Source organism: Denitrobaculum tricleocarpae (assembly GCF_007004665.1).
Lineage (GTDB): Bacteria > Pseudomonadota > Alphaproteobacteria > Kiloniellales > Kiloniellaceae > Denitrobaculum > Denitrobaculum tricleocarpae.
Window position 1 is genome coordinate 36,340 of the sequence record NZ_ML660052.1, and the last position, 18,100, is coordinate 54,439.

Below are 18,100 nucleotides of genomic sequence, written 5' to 3' on the forward strand. Positions count from 1 at the left end.
AGTCAATGGTTATGAGTTAAGAGAGCAGGCATGAAATCGCACGCACGTGTTGTTGTGATCGGCGGCGGCATCGGCGGCTGCAGCGCCCTTTATCACCTGACCCGGGAGGGTTGGCGCGATGTCGTCCTGGTGGAGCGCGACGAGCTGACCTCCGGCACCACCTGGCATTCGGCGGCGCAGGTTACGAATTTCGGCGGTATCCAGGTCATGGTCGGCCTCAAGAGCCATTCCATCCGGCTCTACAAGGAGCTGGCCGACGATCCCGAGTACCCGATCAACTACCACCATGCCACTGGCGGATTGCGCCTGGCCTCGACCCAGGATCACCTGGACGGCTACCGGCACTTCATGTCCCTGGCCAAGGGCATGGGCGTCGATTTCGAACTGCTCGACCCGGAGGAATGCAAGCGGCGCCATCCCCTGATCACCACCGACAATCTTCTGGGTGCGCTTTGGGATCCGCTCGACGGTGATATCGATCCCGCCCAGCTCTGCCAGGCACTCGCCCGCAGGGCCCGTTTGGCGGGCGCGGAGATTTACCGGCACACGGCGGTGACGGACCTCACGCAAAAGCCCGACGATAGCTGGATCGTCCACACCGAGAAGGGCGATATTCATTGCGAGATGATCGTCAATGCCGGCGGCTACCGCTGCAATGAGATCTCAGCCATGATGGGCGTCGAGTTGCCGGTCGCTTCCATGGAGCACCAGTATCTGCTGACCGAACCTATTCCTGAAATCGAGGCGCTGGACTTCCGGGTGCCGCTGCTGCGCTGCCCGACCAATGACTTTTACTCCCGTCAAGAGAAGCACGGCCTGCTGGTCGGGTTTTACGAGCAGGACTGCAAGACCTGGGGTCTCGACGGCATCGATCCGAATTTCACCAACGCGCTTTGCCCGGACGATCTGGACCGCTGTATCGATACCATGGAGGGAACCTTCGCCCGGCTGCCCTGTTTGCAGGAGGCCGGCATCCATACCATCATCAACGGGCCGATCACCTACACGCCGGACGGCGTGCCGCTGGTCGGCAAGATCCCCGGCAAGCGCAATGCCTGGTGCCTGACCGGTTTGCGCGCGGGTCTGGGCGAAGGCGGGGGGCACGGCTGGCTCCTGGCGCAGATGATTGTCCACGGCGAAGCCTGCTACGACACCTGGGCACTCGATCCCCGGCGTTTCACGCGTTATGCCAACATTGAGTATACGGCCTTAAAGGCGATCGAGGATTATCAGAACGAATTCCGCTTCCATATGCCCCATGAGCACCGGCCAGCAGGGCGGCCCATGAAGACCACGCCGCTGACTTCCCGCCTGGCGCAATTGGGCGCGGAGTTCGGGGTCGTGAACGGCTGGGAGCGTGCGCTCTATTTCAAGCCGGATCCCGACTTCAGGGAAGAACATTCCTTCCGCTTCAACAACAGTTTCGATGTGGTGGCCGCGGAGGTTAAGGCGGTTCAAAGCGGCGTCGGCATCATGGAGGTCTCCGGCTTTAACCGTTTCGAGATTGCCGGCGAGGGCGTTCTGGATTGGCTGGATGGGATCGTCTGTTCGCGGGTTCCGCGCAAGCCCGGCAAGCTGGCACTGACCTATTTTCTGAACGAACTCGGCAACGTGAAGGGTGAGGCGACGCTCGCAAACCTGGCCCAGGAGCGGGTGTGGTTCGGATCGGCGGCGGCCGCGGAGTATCACGATATGGACTGGCTGCACGAGAGACTCCCCGGGGATGGTTCGATCCGGATCGAGAGCCTCACGAACCGCATGACCATTCTTGTCGTCGCGGGTCCGCGCGCGCGGGACCTGCTCAGGAAAGCCGCCCCGCGCTGCGATTGGTCGAAGGCGGCGTTCCCCTGGCTCTCGGCCCGCCCTGTAATGATCGGCAATGCCGAGGCTCTGGCCATGTCCGTGTCATTTTCTGGCGAACTGGCCTGGGAGCTGCACATTCCCAACGAACAGCTTTCCCTTGCCTTCGAGACGCTTTGGGAGGCGGGGCGGGAATTCGGCCTGAAGCCTTTCGGCCTCGCCGCGACCGAGTCCATGCGCCTCGAAAAGGGCTTCCGTCACTGGAAAGCGGATCTCATAACGGAATTCAATCCCTTTGAGTCGGGGCTCCAGCGCTTCGTCAAACTGGACAAAGACTTTGTCGGCAAGCCCGCCCTGGAGAAGATGATGTCGGCGGGCCCGCGCCGTTCTTTTGTCAGCATGGTTTTGGAGAGTGAGACGGCGCCGGCGCAGCCGGGCGACTCAATCCTCTCGGCTGGCAAGGTCGTGGGGACCGTGACCTCCGCGTCCTGGGGCCACCGCGTCGGTAACAACATCGCGGCGGGATTCGTTGGGCCGGAACTCGCGTCACTGGGGACCAGGCTCGAGGTTGAGGTGATTGGTGAAGCGGTCGGCGCCGCTGTAACCGAGCCGTGTCTCTACGATCCTGACTTCACGCGCGTTCGGGCTTGAAAATGATCTGTGTCGACGCGCTGCAACAGGGGTGTCGGCCGGGGCGGCGCGGTGGATTTTCGCACCACAAGCGTTGTCTCGATCGGCCGCGGCGCGACAAGGCGCTCGCCCCGAAGCTGCGCGAGCAGGTGATGGGCGGCCTGACGCCCCATGCGGCCGCGCGGTGTCCGCACTGTGGTCAGGGGCGGTGAGATCTGACTTGCCAGCCACATGTCGTCGAAGCCCGTCACCGACACTTCGCCGGGGACGTCGACGTTCATATCCCTGGCTTCAAAGAGCGCGCCGTAGGCGTGGGGTTCGGAGCCGCAGAGGATACAGGTCGGCGGATTTTCCGCGGACATGAGGAGATGAAAAGCGTCCCGGCCGGCGTCCGGCTCAAAGGGGCGATGCAACAGCTGGTCCGGCGGCAGGCTCAGGCCATGACGCTCCAGTGCATTGCGGACACCGAAGTAACGGGCCTTCGCGCGGTCGTTATGTTCAATAAAGCCGGAAATCATGGCGAAGTGCCGGTGTCCCAGAGTGACCAGATAGTCGACCAGTTGCTCTGCGGCGGCGGCGTTATCAAAACCGACGCAGTGTTCTTTGCGCGTGTCGCTCGAGATCCATGTCAATACGTAGGGAACGCCCTGTTGCTCGAGCTGGCGGTATATGTCCGGATCCCGCTGCGCCCCCACCAGCAGGAGTCCGTCGACCCGGCTCTCCAGGAAGTTCCGGATGTGGATCCTCTCCTGCTGCGGGTCGTACTCGGAACAGGCGACCGCAACCGTGTAACCGGCGCTGCCCACTTCCTTCTGAAAAGCCTCCAGTGGGCCGCCGAACAACATGTTGTCGAGCGAGGGCATGATGGCACCGATCATGCGGGTCTTTTTGGACGCAAGGGCGCGTGCCGAACCATTGGGGACATAGCCCAGCCGTTCGATAGTGTTCAGGATGCGTTCGCGTTTCTCCTCGCGCACGCTCGCCGGCCGGTTAATGCAGCGCGAAACAGTCGCCGGCGAAACCCCGGCGGCCCGGGCGACGTCGTCCAAAGTCGTGGTTGTGCGCCGCTTCAATCTGAAAGCCTTTCCATGGAGACGGCCCTTTGACCCTCCTGCTTCGTCGTAGCAAACCGTCGACCAGCATATATTCTTTCTTCAAACAAAACGAAGACAGAAATTTTTCCCATACAACTCAATTACAAAGACCGGAGTTGTCTTGCCTTGTTGACTCACTACCAAGCTATGTGATCTGTTTTGAAAAAGAGAGGCGTTTTGAAAGCGCTTTCAGAAAGGCGCAAGCTGCGAGCGGTGCCTTTCCAGGGACAGACTTTTCGGAGACGGGGTTTGCAGGGACTGGGTTTGCGAGCAAAGCAGAATGTCTTCAAGCTGACGCAACAGGCCGGCACGTGAGATCGGCTGTGGATGGGCAGTGCGAATCAATGGCCGAAGTCACCTTTTCAGGGGATTTGAGCGCACCGGACCCGGTTCCGGAGGCCGGAATTGAAGCCGCTGTCCGTTTGCTGCGTGACGGGCGCTTGTTTCGCTATGGCGAGGACCGCAGTTCCATTCCCGAGGCCGCATTGCTGGAGCAGGAGTTCGCGGCCTATCAGGGCCGCAAGTACTGCGTTGCCGTAAATTCCGGCGGCTGTGCCATTTTCCTTGCTCTCAAGGCAGCAGGGGTTTGTGCCGGTGACAAGGTCCTGGTCAACGCCTTCACGCTGGCGCCGGTTCCGGGCGCGATCTCTCATGCCGGTGCCGACCCTGTCCTTGTCGATATCAACGATCGCTATGTCGTTGACCTTGAGGACCTGGACCGCAAAGCGGCTGAGAGCGGTGCAGGCTTCTTTCTCATGTCCTTCATGCGCGGTCATATCCCCGATATGGATGCGGTCGTCGAAATCTGCGCGCGGCACGGCATTACCATGATCGAAGACTGTGCCCATACCATGGGCGGCGGCTGGAACGGTCGCCTGACCGGTACCTTCGGCAAGGCCGGGTGCTTCAGTGCGCAAACCTTCAAACAGATCAACTCCGGCGAGGGTGGCCTGATCGTCACCGATGATGAGGATCTTGCGGCCCGCGCGATCCTGCTGTCCGGCAGCTACATGCTTTACGCGCAGCACCGCGCCCGGCCACCGATGGAAGTCTTCGAGCGCCATCGTTTTTCAACACCCAACTGTTCCATGCGGATGTCCGGGCTGGTCGCGGCTCTGCTGCGCCCGCAGCTTGCGAGTTTGGATGAGCGAAATCTCCGCTGGCGGCGAATTTACGACACTCTGGCAGCCGAGCTTGCCGGGATTGACGGACTTGTCCTCCCCGCACGGCCCGCAGAAGAAGACTTCGCGCCGACTTCGATGCAGTTTTCTGTCAGTCCCGATCTCCTGGATGACGGGCAGCTTGCGCACTTCATTCAGGATGCCGACGCCCATGGCGTCCATGTAAAATGGTTCGGCGCAACCGATCCCGTCGGCTTCACCAGCCGTCATGATCACTGGCGCTATATTGATGGGTCGGCGGCCGGCGCGGTCCCCAACGCGGACCGTATTCTGAGCCGGCTTTGCGACTTTCGCTTGCCGCTTTGGCTGAGCGAGGCGGATTGCCGGACCATAGCTGCAGTCTTGAAGCAGGCCGTGGCGGCGGCCCGGTCGGTCGGAAACGGGTCCGAAAAGATCAGGCACACTGCCTGAGGGAAAGACGTTTTGAAGAGACAGATGCGTTCGGATTGGGGAATTCGGGCGCTTCATCGGGAACCCGAGATTGACCTCGAAACACGGCCAAAGACGCTGTGAAGAGGCCAGAAACCAGAAGCATGAGTGTTAAAAAAGAAACTAAAACAGGAGCAAGAGGCAATGAAAGTGAATAAGGTTTTATCAAGTGTTGCGGTGGCTGCGGTTCTTTCCACGGCTGCGCCTGCCTATGCGGCGGACGTGATCATCGGTGTGCCGAACTGGCCGTCGGTGCGTGTAACCGCGCATGTTCTCAAGGTGGTTCTGGAAGACAACCTCGGCCTGGAAGTTGAGCTGCAGAACGGCACCAACCCGGTCGTCTTCGAGGCCATGGATTCGGGCTCCATGCATGTGCACCCGGAAGTCTGGCTGCCGAACCAATCCAATCTGAACAATAAGTTCGTCAATGAGCGCAAGAGCGTGATGGTCAACCCGAACGGCGTGGCAGGTGATCAGGCCATGTGCGTCACCAAAGGCACCGCCGAGCGGACCGGAATTACCGAGCTGTCGGATCTGACCAACCCTGATATGGCCAAGAACTTCGATACGGACGGCGACGGCAAGGGCGAGATCTGGATCGGAGCCGCAGGCTGGGCCTCCACCAACGTGGAGAAGGTTCGCGCAAAGTCCTATGGCTATTCCGAGACCATGCAGCTCAAGGAAATGGACGAAACGCTCGCGCTGGCGGAAGTGGACAACGCGGTTGCCCAGAAGAAGGACATCGTTTTCTTCTGCTACACGCCGCACCACATGTTCGCGCTGCACGATCTTGTCATCCTGAAAGAGCCGAAGCATGACGCTGCCAAGTGGAATGTGCTTCAGCCGACGGACGATCCGGAATGGCTCGAGAAGTCAGACGCCGCGGTTGCCTGGAACACGGCTTACCTGCACATCCACTATGCCGCCAAGCTTGAAGAAGAGCAGCCGGCAGCCGCCGAGGTGCTGAAAAATGTCAAGCTCGATACCGACACGGTGTCTGCCATGACCTATGCACTGGTGGTCGAGAAGCAGGATCCCGAAGCCTACGCCAAGAAGTGGGTGAGTGAAAACGGGGCACTGGTTGACTCCTGGCTGAACTAAAGTCCGGAACTGGTGATGACGCCGGGCGCTCTCTTCCTTGAGGGCGCCCGCGCTATCCTGTTTTGTGAGTCTGATTGTCGTCATCCGGTCGGTGGTGCACGTACAACAGACTCTCATTTTCGCGTCAAACTCGTTGCTCAAGGGGATGGGAGCGGCAGGTTTGAGAGGCTGATCGTTCGAAGTTGCAATGATCAGGCTTCAGAGTGCGGACGTTCTTGACGGATAGGGTCAAGAGCGGGAAACGCCCTCTCACTCTATAGTCATGAGGCTGATTGACGTTTTCTCGGTTTCAGCGAAAACGGTCAGGCTCTAGCTGGGGGAAGCTAAGTGCCGGAAAATGTAATCGAGCTTGAGGGCGTCTGGAAAATCTTCGGCGAGCGCGCCCAAGAAGCCATGGAAGCCGTCAAATCCCGCGACCTGAGCAAAGCCGAGGTCCTTCAAGAGTTCGGCTGTGTTGTCGGAATTGCGGATTGTTCCTTCACCGTGGAGCGCGGTGAAATTTTTTGCGTCATGGGACTGTCGGGGTCCGGCAAGTCGACCATGGTGCGCCATCTGAACCGGCTGATCGAGCCTACGGCGGGCCGTATATCTCTCTTGGGGCGGGATATGATTTCGCTGGGTGGCGAGGAGCTGCGGGAAATGCGGGCCGTCCACATCGGGATGGTCTTTCAGCACATGGCGCTCTTGCCGCACCGCACGGTGCGCGACAACGTCGGCTTCCCGCTGCAGGTTCGCGGTGAGCCGAAGTCCAAACGCTGGGAGGTGTCGCAGCAGTGTCTCTCCCGCGTGAATCTCGACGGCTACGAGGACCGGTTTCCCCGGGAGCTCTCGGGCGGCATGCAGCAGCGCGTTGGCCTGGCCCGTGCGCTGGCTTCCGACCCCGAAGTCCTGCTGATGGACGAGCCCTTCTCGGCGCTCGATCCCCTGATCCGCAGACAGCTCCAGGACCAGTTCATGGCGCTGTCGCATGAACTGCAGAAGACCACGGTCTTCATCACCCATGACCTGGACGAAGCAATCCGCATCGGCAACCGGATTGCCATTATGAAAGACGGGCGCGTCGTTCAGATCGGCACGCCCGAGCAGATCGTCACCCAGCCCGCCGACGATTACGTGCGGGATTTCGTCGAGGGTATCTCCAAACTCAAGCTGGTTTTCGCGCACTCCATCATGGTGCCGATAGAGAGCTACGAGGTCACAGCCGGACAGGATCTCGCGCTGGCGCCCAGGGCACCGCACGGAACGGACCTGGACCAACTGATCGACATTGCGACCACCACCGAACAGCCAATCGTCATTCAGGACGATGACGGTAAGGACGTCGGTGTGATCAACAAAGCGACATTGCTCAAGGGCATTCAGGGAGGCAAGGCATGACCGATACAGGCCTCGAACTCGGGCCCAAGGCGCTCGACAGTTCCATCGGCGAATTCGTCAAGGAACGCGAAGACTACTACACGGCGGAATTTGCCAAGATCCAGGGCGCGACGGGTTTTGCCTGGTCCTGGAATCTCATGGCGGCGGTTTTCGGCCCACTCTGGGGGGCCTACCGCGGGCTCTGGGGTTTCTTCTGGACCTTCCTGGTTCTCGAACTCTTTGCTCTGGTGCAGCTCGGACGCGGGCTTTGGGCGGACCTGGGAGCCGAAAGTCTGGCGCGGGTCGAGAGACTGACGGCAAACATTGAGGCGCGCAGAGAAAGGGCACGTGAGGCGCTTGCAGCGGGGGATCAAGCCGCGGCGGACTCTTCGCTCAAGGTGGCTGAAAACCTGGAAAAGGCCGTGGCGAATGCGCAGGCGGCGGCTGACGCCGCGGCGGCAGATGCCTTTGGTATTCTCCTGATCGGTATCGCCTTATTCGTTCTGGTGAAGCTGCTTGAAGGTTTTTACGCGAATTACGCCTACGAAAAGCAGTACCTGCGCTGGCGTACAGACGAGAATACGCCTTCTGGGCTGAACACCACCAGTGCCGCGTTGGGTGGGCTCCTGTTGCTCGGGATCTGGCCCCTGACGCTGTACCGCTTCACGGTGTCGAAGCCGAATGAATTCATCACGACCTTCCCGATTGACAAGGAGTTCTTCACCCCGACCGCCAACTGGATGGAGGGCGGTTTCGACTGGCTTGCCGTTGAGTTCGGTGGGGTTTTCAAGGGCGTGACGACTTCGATCAAATGGGTGCTGGACGGGCTTGAAGTTATTCTGGTGGACACGCCCTGGCCGGTGGTGATGCTGGTGATCTTCGTTATGGCGTGGCGTCTGGCGGGGCCGCGTGTCGCGATTTTCTCGGCTGCGGCTCTAGCCTATCTGGCCTTCTTCGGGCTCTGGGAAGTCTCCATGGTCACGGTCGCACTGCTGGGCGCCGCCGCTTTCCTCTGCCTGATCTTCGGGATTCCTCTGGGCATCTGGTTCGGGAAGAGCCAGCGCGCCTACAACGCGGCACTGCCTGTCCTCGACTTTATGCAGACCATGCCGGCCTTTGTTTACCTGATCCCGATTATCGCCTTTTTCGGCACCGGCAAGCCTCCGGGTGTCTTGGCGACGATCATCTTCGCCATGCCGCCGGTGATCCGCCTGACGGCTCTGGGGATGCGCCAGGTGCCGGCGGGCACGAAGGAGGCCGCGGTGGCCTTCGGCTGCACCAAGTGGCAGCTCTTGCGTGATGTGGAGATCCCGCTCGCCATGCCGTCGATCATGACCGGGATCAATCAGACCATTCTGATGTGTCTCTCGATGGTGGTGATCGCTTCGCTGATCGGCGCCGGCGGACTGGGTGCGAACATTCTCGAAGCCCTGCAGTATGCCGCGAAGGGCCAGGGCATGCTCGCCGGTCTGGCCATTCTCTTCTGCGCCATGGTGATCGATCGGATCATTCAGGGCAGTTATCGGCGCTCCGAGAAAGCAAGCGGCGGCTGATCCGGTTTCTGTCGGAAACACCTTTTAGTGAGCGGAGCTTCACGTGCTCCGCTCATTTTTTTTGACCCGCTCTCCGTGATCCGGACCGCGCTTCGCCAAGCCAAGAGATCCCCGCATCCGGCGAGCCCGTACAACCAGCTCAGACATTCAACCTTGTTGCAAGTTTGGCACCTGAAAACGCCTTTTAGGTATTTGAAAAACATAGATACTTATTAAAAAATTAAGATTTCGCCGCTTAGGTATCGCAGGTTGTTTTTGCCCGTCTGCCACGGAGGATGATCTCGATGTCGGGTTTTCGCTGCTTTGCCGGTTTGGCGGTTGTTTGTCTGCCGGCGGTTTTCGCCGGTCCGGCCTCAGGACAAGAAGACACAATTGGTGATCAAGTTGTGCAAGACATTCAGTCCTGGGCCTCGTCTCCCGTTGTTTTTCTGACACTGGAGGCGAGCAATGCCCGCTACGCGGACTTGGATCAGGCGGGAATCGAGGCGCTCGATAAACAGTGGCGTGACGAGCGGGGCAAAGCCGATCAGCCGCTGATCACGGCTGTGCTTTCCAACCCTCTCTCGAGTTATCTGACAAAGATTCAGGCCGGTTCGCATGGCCTCTATACCGAGATATTCGTGATGGACGCGAAAGGCCTGAACGCGGGGCAGAGCGCGATCACCTCGGATTTCTGGCAGGGCGACGAGGCCAAGTGGCAGAAAACCTATCTCGTGGGTCCCGATGCCGTTTTTATCGACGAGGTTGAATTGAATGAGGAACTGGGCACCGAAAACGCCCAGGTCAATTTATCGATCGTGCACAAAGGACAGTTGCTCGGTGCGATCACGGTGGAGGTTAACGTCACCGAGTTGCGCCGGCGCCGCGATGCCGGAAAAGTCTGATTTGCTCCGGATTACAGGAAAAGAATATGAAAATCGTCGATAACACGCGCATCTCCAATAAACTGATCGCGGCTTTTGCCACACTGGTTCTTATCATCTTCTGTCTTGCCGGCATTACCTTCTTTGAGCTTGAGAGAGCGCAAGCCCGTGTCGAGGACACGTCCCGCATCAACAGGATCACCCTGGATATCGAGGCGCTGCGCCAGCAGGTTTCGAGCCAGCAGGCTGCGGTCCGGGGACTCCTGCTCAGCGGAAACCGTGAATACATCGCGGAATATGAAATCGCCGGTGAGCTATACAGGTCGCTGCTCAAGGAACTGCGGGCGCGCGTTCACATCGCGGAGGCGGATGCGCTCATGAATTCGGCCGACGCGGTGATCTCGACCTGGCAGGCGGATATCGTCGCCCGGCAGATCAGCTTGATGCGCAACCCTTTGACGGTCGATGAGGCGCGGGTGCTCGAAGCGAACGGAACGGGCGAACGCCTGCTTGAAAAAGCCAACAGAGACCTCACCCTGCTGAATGAGTTGGCAGTCTCGCTGACGGATGAAAATGCGCGCATGGTGGCCAGGGAGTTCGACATTACGCTTGTCGTGCTTATGGCGGGCGCAGGTGTGGCCATGATTTTCTCGGTTATTGCCTGGTTTGTTCTCTCGCGGGCAATTGCGGCACCCATTAATGATATGTCCGCGTTCATGGGCCGTATGGCGGAGGGCCACTACGACGATCCCGCCGCGTATCAGCAGCGCCGCGATGAAATCGGCCAGATGGCCAAGGCGGTGGAGTTTTTCCGGCAGCGTCTGATTGAAAACCGCCAGATGGAGGCACAGGCGGCCCGCGAGAATGAGGAGAAAGCCTCGCGCGCCAAAAAGATCGAAGAAATGACGAGTGCGTTCGACCAGGCCTCTGGGGAGTTGGTGTCCAGTGTCGCGGAGGGTGCGACCGAATTGAAGTCTGTCGCCACCTCCATGTCCGAGGTCGCAGAACGTACCGAGATGATGAGCGCCGGTGTCGCGGCGGCGGCGGAGCAGGCCTCGACCAACGTGGAGACGGTGGCGTCCGCGACGGAGGAAATCAATTCCTCGCTCTCCGAAATCGCATCTCAGGTCTCCCGGGCGAGTGATGTCGCTCAGTCCGCGGTGACGGCGGCGGGCGAGACCTCGCAGGTCATCAACGGCCTGCGGACACAATCCGATTCGATCGGTGACGTGATCAAACTGATCAACGAGATCGCGGAACAGACTAATCTGCTTGCGCTGAACGCTACCATCGAGGCAGCACGGGCCGGTGAGGCGGGCAAGGGCTTTGCGGTCGTGGCCAGCGAGGTCAAAGGGCTCGCGACTCAGACGGCGAAGGCCACCGAAGAGATCTCGGCACAGATCGACAGCGTTCGCGGAGAGTCGGAGAACGCGGTGAACGCCATTGATAATATCTCGAGCGTCATTCGGCAGATGGATGAGATCACATCCGCGATCGCAACCGCGGTCGAGGAGCAGTCTTCGGCGACTCAGGAGATCGCGCGGAATGTGGCCGAGGCATCGCGGGGCACTTCCGATGTGACCGAAAACATCGTCCAGGTCAAAAGCGGCGCAGGCGAGACCGGCGGCGCGTCAAGGGACGTCCTGGCCGCTTCCGATGAGCTCTCGCAGCATGCCGAGCGCATGCGTGAGACCGTTCAGGGCTTCATTGCAGGCATCAAGGCGGCTTAAGAGAGTCAGCTACGCTTGAGTACTCAGCCCGGCAGACGCCTGGCCTCATTCCCCGGCAGATTCGAGAGCAGGGACCGCAATGCGCTGTCATCTGCGAGCAGGTCTTCCAAGCTGTAGCGGTCCAGGACGGCGAGGTAGGCGTCGAGCGCTTCGGAGAGAACGCCCTGCAGGCGGCAAGCCTTCGTGATCACGCAGCTGTTGCGATCCTTGTTGAAGCACTCCACCAGATCCAGATCCTCTTCCGTCACGCGGATCACGTCGCCTACCCGGATGCGCGATGGCGGTTTGGCCAGGCGCAGTCCGCCGCCGCGCCCGCGCAATGTTTCCACATAACCCGCCTGTCCGAGCTGATGAGTGATCTTCATCAAGTGATTTTTCGAGATACCGTAAACCTCGGCGATCTGCTGAATGGTGCAGAGTTCGTCGGGGTGGGTTCCCAAAAACATAAGTAGGCGCAGGGCGTAATCCGTATATCGCGTCAGCCGCACAATGAACTCCCATATAAGATGCATTTAAAATATTGCTTTTAAGCCATGAAGGCAATATATGATCTGTCGAAGCCCTGATTTTTGTATCGACCATGCAGTTTGAAGTGACGGCCATGACAGATGTCCCCTGCGCACCGAAACGAGCTTTAAAGGCGGCGCCCGCAGATGAATTGTTGGCGATCCCGGATCCCCGTTCGGATGATCGACGACCCTTGCGGCAGCCTTTGCATCCTGATATTTCCGAAGAACTGATCGAGCGGCTGGTCCGTGGTTTTTACGAAAAGGTGCGGGCCGATCCGGAGCTGGGTCCGATCTTCGCCGCCAAAATCGGCGACGATTGGGAACCGCATCTGCAAAAAATGTTCGACTTCTGGTCCTCGATCACGCGCATGACCGGCCGCTACCGGGGAAAACCCAATGCCGTTCACAGCCGCCTCAAAAATGTTGAGCCGGAGCACTTCCTGCGCTGGCTGGCATTGTTTCGCGAGACCACGCGTGATCTTTGCGCCCCGGAGGTGAGCGCGATCTTCATCGACCGGGCCGAGCGCATTGGGGAAAGCCTGCAGCTTACGATGTTCTTTGATCCGGCGAACCCCGGGCGCATTTTGTCCCTCAAGGAAACGCCCACCTGAGTGCCCGTGACTTGAGTGCTCATGACCTGAGCGCGTGTGAAAGCTGTGCCTTCTCTTGACCGGACTGAAATGAAAAAGCCCGGTCCTGAAATGCGCCCGCCGACCTCCCGGTTAAGGAGATCGGCGGGCTTTCGTTCTACTTAATTGACTTCCAGGTCAGGCTTGCGGGACAGGCGCTTCCGGCGGTGCCTCTCCGCCCGGCGTTTCACCAACCGGCGCTTCACCAATCGGCGTTTCATGAGCCGACATTCCGCTGGTCGGAGTCCCGCTAGTCGGAGTCTCGCTGATGGGCAGGATCTTGGCCGGCTGAGCGGGTGCGGCACCGAGCTGCTCGTTGAGTGCGGCTGTCATGTTGCTCCAGTCGCCGTTTTCCAAACCCAGCTCCTTCAGCAGGCCGTCGATCAGCGGTGCCTGAGCCCGGTATTTGAGAGCACTCTGGACGATCTGGTCTGCGCCGCCGCCGCCAGCTCCGCCGGCACTACCTGCGCTGGCGCCACCGTTCGGTCCTCCCGCGCCCATACCGTCGAGCTGCAGGATTTTGATGGAGTCGATATTCTCCATTGGTTTGACCGACTCGCGGATGATGTCGCGCATCTGCTCGATCAGAGCCAGGCGGACCTTCATCTGTACAATGTCTTCTGACAGCAGGTTGTCGGCTTCGTTCAGCGCCATGCGGCCCTTGGCATCGACTTCGTATCGCAACCTCGCGGCTTCCGCCCGGGCCTTCTCGGCTTCGGCATCACCTTCGGCCTCGATGCGGCTCTTGCTCGCGCTCGCCTGGGCCAGAGTCGTGATGGCGTCGGCCTCGTCTTCCGCGGCCATCTTCTCGGCTTCCGCCCTGACCTGGACGGCGATAGCATTGCGCTCAGCCTGCTTTCGGGCCTCGATCAGCTCGATCGCCTTGTCACGCTCCGAGCGTTCCGTCTCGCGAACCGTCACGACCTGCTCTTCCGCCTGTACGGCTTCCGCGCGCGCCCGGTCGGCCTCGGCCTGAGCCGCCGCCTGCTGCTTGGATTTCTCGGCAATCGCGATGGTCCGGTCCTGATTGGCGACCTCGACCGTCTTCTCCCGGTCGATGTCCTTCTCGCGGATGGCCCGTTCTTTCTCGATGCGCCGCTCTTCGGTTTCGCGTTCGGCGCTGATTTTGGCCAGCTCGACTTCCTGTGCCGCGAGGATGCGTGCCTCCTCCGCGATCCGTGAACGCTCGGCTTCCTCCCGCGCGATCTCACTGGTCTGACTGGCCTTGCGGACCGCGACTTCGCGTTCCTGCTCGAGCCGCGCGTACTCAGTGTCACGGGAAATCTCAAGACGCTGCTGCTCGGCCTGCAGGTTCTTCTGTTCGATCTGAACACGCGTATCCTGCTCGATATCGTTGCGGCGCTTGCGCTTGGCTTCGATCTCTTCGGTCAGTTTGGTCAGACCGGCGGCGTCGAAAGCGTTGTCGGAATTGAAGAACTCCTTCTTGGTCTGATCCAGGCCGGTCAGCGAGACCGATTCAAGCTCCAGACCGTTCTGCAGCAGATCCTCTGAGACGGCTTTCTGCACCTTCTGGACAAAGCTGACCCGCTGCTCGTGCAGCTCTTCCATGGTCATCTCCGCCGCCACCGCGCGCAGGGCATCGACGAACTTGCCTTCGATCAGGTCCTTCAGCGCGTCGGGCTGCATGGTGCGTTGACCCAGGGTCTGGGCCGCGGCGGCGATGGATTCCGAGGTCGGCTGGACGCGCAGGTAAAACTCCGCGAGCACGTCGACGCGCATCCGGTCCCGCGTAATCAGCGCCTGTTCGTTCGAACGGTGCACCTCGAGCCGCAGGGTATTCATATTCACCGGGATGACTTCATGCAGGACCGGGAAGACCAGGGTGCCGCCATTGAGCACGACCTTTTGTCCGCTCAGGCCGGTCCGCACAAAGGACACCTCTTTGGACGCCCGTACGTAGAGCCGGGCAAAAATCAAACCTATGGTGATCAATGCCAGCAGGGCGAGACCTGCGGTAATGCTAATACCAATTACATCATTCATATCTGTCGTCCTTACCCCATTATCGAATTGAGTTGGAAATCAGCAGCCCCTAGAGCGATTCGCTGGGTGCGGGGATGGCTCGAAATACGCTGCTGTTGCGCGAAACCAGAAGAACGCGCGTGCCTTGCGGCAGGGTCTGGCCCGGCAGGTCGGGTTCGACCAGAACGCGGTGGCTGTGACCCTTGGAGTCTCTCAGGCGCGCCCGGGCGGGTTCGCCCTCCCTGGCGGTACCTAGCGTGATCTCCGCCACACGTCCGACAAAGCTCTCGGAGGAGACCGCGTCGGTCTCGACTGCCGGAATGAGCTTGCCGAAGAAGACGGCGATGCGGCCGCTGAGCGAGGAACCGATAACCAGGGCCGGCATGGCAGCGACCGTTGCCGGCAGATAGGCGCCGGTGATCGTGCTGAAGAGATATTGCGTCGCCAGACCGACAAACCCGAAGCAGGTCAGAAAGGCCACCAGAACCACCAGGAAGGGCACGGTTCCAATGCCGAAAAATCCCAGGACGCTGCTGAGAGCAGTCGAGCCGCCAGTGCCGGCTATATCGGTATCGACATCGATGTCCGCATCTACGTCCGCATCGAGGTCCAGGTCAACGGAGGCGCCCAGGCCTTCCGGCAGGACCGCATCGACCAGTTGAGACAGGCCTCCAAGTCCACTTAGCAGGAAACCCACTTCAAGCGCTGCGAGACCGGCCATCATGGCCAGGGCGACGGCGAAGGGCCGCGTGTCCGTGGCTAAAAGCAAGTCAATCATCGGCTACTTCCCCTTAAATCTCTGGATCTCTGTGGCAGTGTTCAGAGCCCGACCTCTTCCGCTGTGCAAAGCTATCGTTCATTCAGATTTCCGGCACGTGACCGCTGCAAATCACACGCGTTCCCTGAGGGACACCAGGCGTTCCTTGACCCGGTTCTTGCGGGCAAGTTCTTCCAGTTCCGCCGTCGCTGCCGCGGCCTTACGGTCCAAGGCGCTGCCACCCAGAGCGCTGCCACCCAGAGCGCTGCCACCAAGCCCGACACCGCCTGTACGCTCCAGAATGCGGTTAAAGCTCTCGGACGCCTTCTCGACGCGGCGTTCGACACCACTTGCGGTCTCCACAGCACCGACGACTTCAGGCGCATTGGCCGCAGCCTCCCGCGCGGAGCGGAAGTCCTTCAGGTCCTGCTTCATTTCCCGGCGCCGGGCCTGCAAGGCACTGATGTAGCCCTCCAGTTCAGCCTGCGCTTCACGGGTTTCCGCCAGAACCGATTCCAGCACCGGAATCTGTGCCTCGATATCGAGCAGGCGTTCGACGCCGCTTTCCGCCAGATCGGCGCGCTCCTCCTTGAGTGCCACGCGGACCTTTTCGTTGAGGTCTTCGTGACGCTCGTTCTCGGCGGCAATGCGCTGGCTGGCGTGATACTGCCGCGTCATCACCTGCCCCAATTCGGCACGGATATCGTCGATGGCCCGGTCGACCTCGCGGACCGCTTCTTCCATCACCATTTCCGGCGCCAGGTCTTCGACAGCCGAGACGACTCTGTTGGCGCTCCCTGAAATCAGGCGCTTTACGCGGCCGGCCAATGCTTCATTCATGTTCGTCCTCCATTGCTGATCGTGACAACCTTGTCCAGAAGGCGGGAAACCTCGAGAACCGCAGGCATACGCTGGAGCAGGATCTTCTGCTCGTAACTCTGTTGGTCGGCCGTGATCGACATATTCAATACGGCGATGATCAGGGCGAAAACCCGGTCCGAGAGCTCCTGCTCCAACGCGACAAGCTGCTCGGATTTCAGCTCTTTCTCACCCGACCGCGTCGTGGTCAGAGCGATAACATCGGGCAGCCAATTCAGAACCTGGAGCAGAAACTCCGAGTGAATATGGTGCTTTGCCTCCGCGACCCTGACGTTGTGCGCGGTCGGGTTGATCTGTTCCTCGCTCAATTCGAGCGCGGTATCGAACTGCTGCTTCGCCGTTTCGCGGCGGTAGGCATCCCGCACCAGCTTCCTGAGCTTTTCGCTCGGGGTCACCGCGCCGGGCAGGTTGAGCGACGAGAGCATCGCCATGTCATTGGCGCTCATGCGAACGCTCAGGGGAACCGACTTTTCGACCATATATGTGTGTCCGGATTGCGCAATTCAGGAATGATCATGTCTATAGATATATATACTTATGAGAGAATTGTCAACATTTGTAGTACATAAAAATACAAACGTATTTGATTCGAGCACAAGCGCCACGGTGTGCAAAAGTGCTGTGACTCCGCCTGGGGCTGATGCCTGAGGCTTCACAAAGACGGTGGTGAAAGTGACGGGACCGGGACTCAGTTTTTGCGGCGCGCGGTCTGGATCGTGAGGTAGTTCGCGGTGAAAACCACGGCTCCGCCGACGAAGACCCAGACATCGGGTTCTTCGCGGTAGAGGATCATGCCGACCACGGTGATCAGCGGCAGGCGCAGAAAGTCCATGGGCGCGACAATGGTGGCATCCGCGTAGCGGTAAGCCTGGGTCAGGCTGAAGTGGGCGAGCAGCCCGCAGAGGCCGATCAGAAGCACCCAGAGAATGGCTTTTCCCTGAGGAACCACCGGCAGGCCCCAAAGCATGATCAGCGCCATGATGGCTTGTGAGAAGGTCATCCAGAAGATGATGGTCAGGGTGCTTTCCGTCCGGGTCAGGGTCTTGGTCGCGATGACGGTACCGACGAAGCCCGCGACGCAGGCCATGGCCGCGAGCTCGCCCGGGCCAATGGCTGTGAAGCCGGGCCGGATGACGATTAGAATGCCGGCGAAGCCCAGCAGGATCGCGCCCATGCGCAATGCGGTGAAGCGCTCGCCCAGCAGAAGGGGCGCCAGCAAGGCCACCCAGATCGGCGTGGTCAGCTCAAGAGCGAAGACCTGCGCCAGGGCGACCAGCGAAACCGCGTAGAACCAGAGGTTTTGTCCCGCGAAGTGAAAGGCGTTGCGTGTCAGATGCAGAGGCAGCCTGCGCGTCTTGACCGCCGAGAAACCCTGGCGCGAGAAGGGCAGAATGCAGAGGACCACGGCCAGCCCGAAGAGGCTGCGGTAGAACATGATCGAAAAGGTATCCAGGTCCGGCGCCACCTCCCGGCCCGCAACCGCCATGGTCGAGAAGGACAGGAGCGCCACGCAGACCCATGCCACCGCGCGCCCGGTCGAGGGGCTCGGCGTGCCGACAGCAGCATTTGCGGGGATTGAAGACATGGATACCTATGGAGACGACGC

The 18,100-nt window shown here is 60.2% G+C and carries 15 protein-coding genes; 8 read left to right on the forward strand and 7 right to left on the reverse strand.

Annotated features, from left to right (window positions below; all coding sequences use genetic code 11):
* Positions 1 to 30 precede the first annotated feature (30 nt).
* Positions 31 to 2,451, forward strand: a complete 2,421-nt coding sequence (locus tag FKG95_RS00175) for a GcvT family protein (protein WP_142893949.1) — start codon at positions 31 to 33, stop codon at positions 2,449 to 2,451.
* Here the strand turns inward: FKG95_RS00175 and FKG95_RS00180 are convergent.
* Positions 2,418 to 3,503, reverse strand: coding sequence for a LacI family DNA-binding transcriptional regulator (locus tag FKG95_RS00180; protein ID WP_142893951.1), 1,086 nt, complete (start codon positions 3,501 to 3,503; stop codon positions 2,418 to 2,420). The genes FKG95_RS00175 and FKG95_RS00180 overlap by 34 nt on opposite strands.
* A gap of 365 nt (positions 3,504 to 3,868) precedes the next feature.
* On the opposite strand from FKG95_RS00180, the gene FKG95_RS00185 reads away from it, so the two are divergent.
* The 6 genes from FKG95_RS00185 to FKG95_RS00210 all read left to right on the forward strand — a co-directional run bounded on the left by FKG95_RS00185 (position 3,869) and on the right by FKG95_RS00210 (position 11,737).
* Entirely contained in the window at positions 3,869 to 5,116 is a 1,248-nt protein-coding gene (locus FKG95_RS00185; protein WP_142893953.1) for a DegT/DnrJ/EryC1/StrS family aminotransferase, read from the forward strand.
* A gap of 162 nt (positions 5,117 to 5,278) precedes the next feature.
* Positions 5,279 to 6,235: an ABC transporter substrate-binding protein gene (locus FKG95_RS00190; RefSeq protein WP_142893955.1), complete on the forward strand. Its 957-nt coding sequence runs from the start codon at positions 5,279 to 5,281 to the stop codon at positions 6,233 to 6,235.
* A gap of 327 nt (positions 6,236 to 6,562) precedes the next feature.
* On the forward strand, positions 6,563 to 7,612 hold the full coding sequence (locus FKG95_RS00195; protein ID WP_142893957.1) for a quaternary amine ABC transporter ATP-binding protein: 1,050 nt from the start codon (positions 6,563 to 6,565) through the stop codon (positions 7,610 to 7,612).
* Positions 7,609 to 9,144 carry an ABC transporter permease gene (locus FKG95_RS30070; protein ID WP_142893959.1) on the forward strand — a complete coding sequence of 512 codons (1,536 nt, stop codon included), beginning with the start codon at positions 7,609 to 7,611 and terminating at the stop codon, positions 9,142 to 9,144. Before FKG95_RS00195 ends, FKG95_RS30070 begins: the two co-directional genes overlap by 4 nt.
* Positions 9,145 to 9,428: 284 nt before the next feature.
* Positions 9,429 to 10,028, forward strand: a complete 600-nt coding sequence (locus tag FKG95_RS00205; RefSeq protein ID WP_142893961.1) for a hypothetical protein — start codon at positions 9,429 to 9,431, stop codon at positions 10,026 to 10,028.
* 26 nt (positions 10,029 to 10,054) lie between these two features.
* A complete protein-coding gene (locus FKG95_RS00210; protein WP_142893963.1) occupies positions 10,055 to 11,737 on the forward strand; it encodes a methyl-accepting chemotaxis protein in 1,683 nt (560 codons plus the stop codon).
* A gap of 23 nt (positions 11,738 to 11,760) precedes the next feature.
* On the opposite strand, the gene FKG95_RS00215 is transcribed toward FKG95_RS00210, so the two are convergent.
* Entirely contained in the window at positions 11,761 to 12,225 is a 465-nt protein-coding gene (locus tag FKG95_RS00215) for an Rrf2 family transcriptional regulator (RefSeq protein WP_142893965.1), read from the reverse strand.
* A gap of 212 nt (positions 12,226 to 12,437) precedes the next feature.
* On the opposite strand from FKG95_RS00215, the gene FKG95_RS00220 reads away from it, so the two are divergent.
* Positions 12,438 to 12,857 carry a group III truncated hemoglobin gene (locus FKG95_RS00220; protein WP_142895143.1) on the forward strand — a complete coding sequence of 140 codons (420 nt, stop codon included), beginning with the start codon at positions 12,438 to 12,440 and terminating at the stop codon, positions 12,855 to 12,857.
* Positions 12,858 to 13,013: 156 nt separating this feature from the next.
* Here the strand turns inward: FKG95_RS00220 and FKG95_RS00225 are convergent, their stop codons facing one another.
* The 5 genes from FKG95_RS00225 to FKG95_RS00245 form a co-directional block, all read right to left on the reverse strand.
* Positions 13,014 to 14,879, reverse strand: a complete 1,866-nt coding sequence (locus FKG95_RS00225; protein WP_142893967.1) for a flotillin family protein — start codon at positions 14,877 to 14,879, stop codon at positions 13,014 to 13,016.
* 49 nt (positions 14,880 to 14,928) lie between these two features.
* On the reverse strand, positions 14,929 to 15,636 hold the full coding sequence (locus tag FKG95_RS00230) for an OB-fold-containig protein (protein ID WP_142893969.1): 708 nt from the start codon (positions 15,634 to 15,636) through the stop codon (positions 14,929 to 14,931).
* 111 nt (positions 15,637 to 15,747) lie between these two features.
* Positions 15,748 to 16,455 carry a PspA/IM30 family protein gene (locus tag FKG95_RS00235; RefSeq protein ID WP_142893971.1) on the reverse strand — a complete coding sequence of 236 codons (708 nt, stop codon included), beginning with the start codon at positions 16,453 to 16,455 and terminating at the stop codon, positions 15,748 to 15,750.
* Entirely contained in the window at positions 16,452 to 16,973 is a 522-nt protein-coding gene (locus FKG95_RS00240; RefSeq protein ID WP_142893973.1) for a hypothetical protein, read from the reverse strand. The genes FKG95_RS00235 and FKG95_RS00240 overlap by 4 nt, the downstream gene beginning before the upstream one ends.
* A gap of 209 nt (positions 16,974 to 17,182) precedes the next feature.
* The gene (locus FKG95_RS00245; protein WP_142893975.1) at positions 17,183 to 18,079 is read right to left on the reverse strand and encodes a DMT family transporter; all 897 of its coding nucleotides are present in this window, start codon (positions 18,077 to 18,079) and stop codon (positions 17,183 to 17,185) included.
* Positions 18,080 to 18,100 lie beyond the last annotated feature (21 nt).

Bases quoted from the DNA above. Each gene is read 5' to 3' on its own strand.
- FKG95_RS00175 (WP_142893949.1), top strand. From the start codon at position 31: ATGAAATCGCACGCACGTGTTGTTGTGATCGGCGGCGGCATCGGCGGC.
- FKG95_RS00185 (WP_142893953.1), top strand. From the start codon at position 3,869: ATGGCCGAAGTCACCTTTTCAGGGGATTTGAGCGCACCGGACCCGGTT.
- FKG95_RS00190 (WP_142893955.1), top strand. From the start codon at position 5,279: ATGAAAGTGAATAAGGTTTTATCAAGTGTTGCGGTGGCTGCGGTTCTT.
- FKG95_RS30070 (WP_142893959.1), top strand. From the start codon at position 7,609: ATGACCGATACAGGCCTCGAACTCGGGCCCAAGGCGCTCGACAGTTCC.
- FKG95_RS00205 (WP_142893961.1), top strand. From the start codon at position 9,429: ATGTCGGGTTTTCGCTGCTTTGCCGGTTTGGCGGTTGTTTGTCTGCCG.
- FKG95_RS00210 (WP_142893963.1), top strand. From the start codon at position 10,055: ATGAAAATCGTCGATAACACGCGCATCTCCAATAAACTGATCGCGGCT.
- FKG95_RS00225 (WP_142893967.1), bottom strand. From the start codon at position 14,879: ATGAATGATGTAATTGGTATTAGCATTACCGCAGGTCTCGCCCTGCTG.
- FKG95_RS00230 (WP_142893969.1), bottom strand. From the start codon at position 15,636: ATGATTGACTTGCTTTTAGCCACGGACACGCGGCCCTTCGCCGTCGCC.
- FKG95_RS00235 (WP_142893971.1), bottom strand. From the start codon at position 16,455: ATGAATGAAGCATTGGCCGGCCGCGTAAAGCGCCTGATTTCAGGGAGC.
- FKG95_RS00240 (WP_142893973.1), bottom strand. From the start codon at position 16,973: ATGGTCGAAAAGTCGGTTCCCCTGAGCGTTCGCATGAGCGCCAATGAC.
- FKG95_RS00245 (WP_142893975.1), bottom strand. From the start codon at position 18,079: ATGTCTTCAATCCCCGCAAATGCTGCTGTCGGCACGCCGAGCCCCTCG.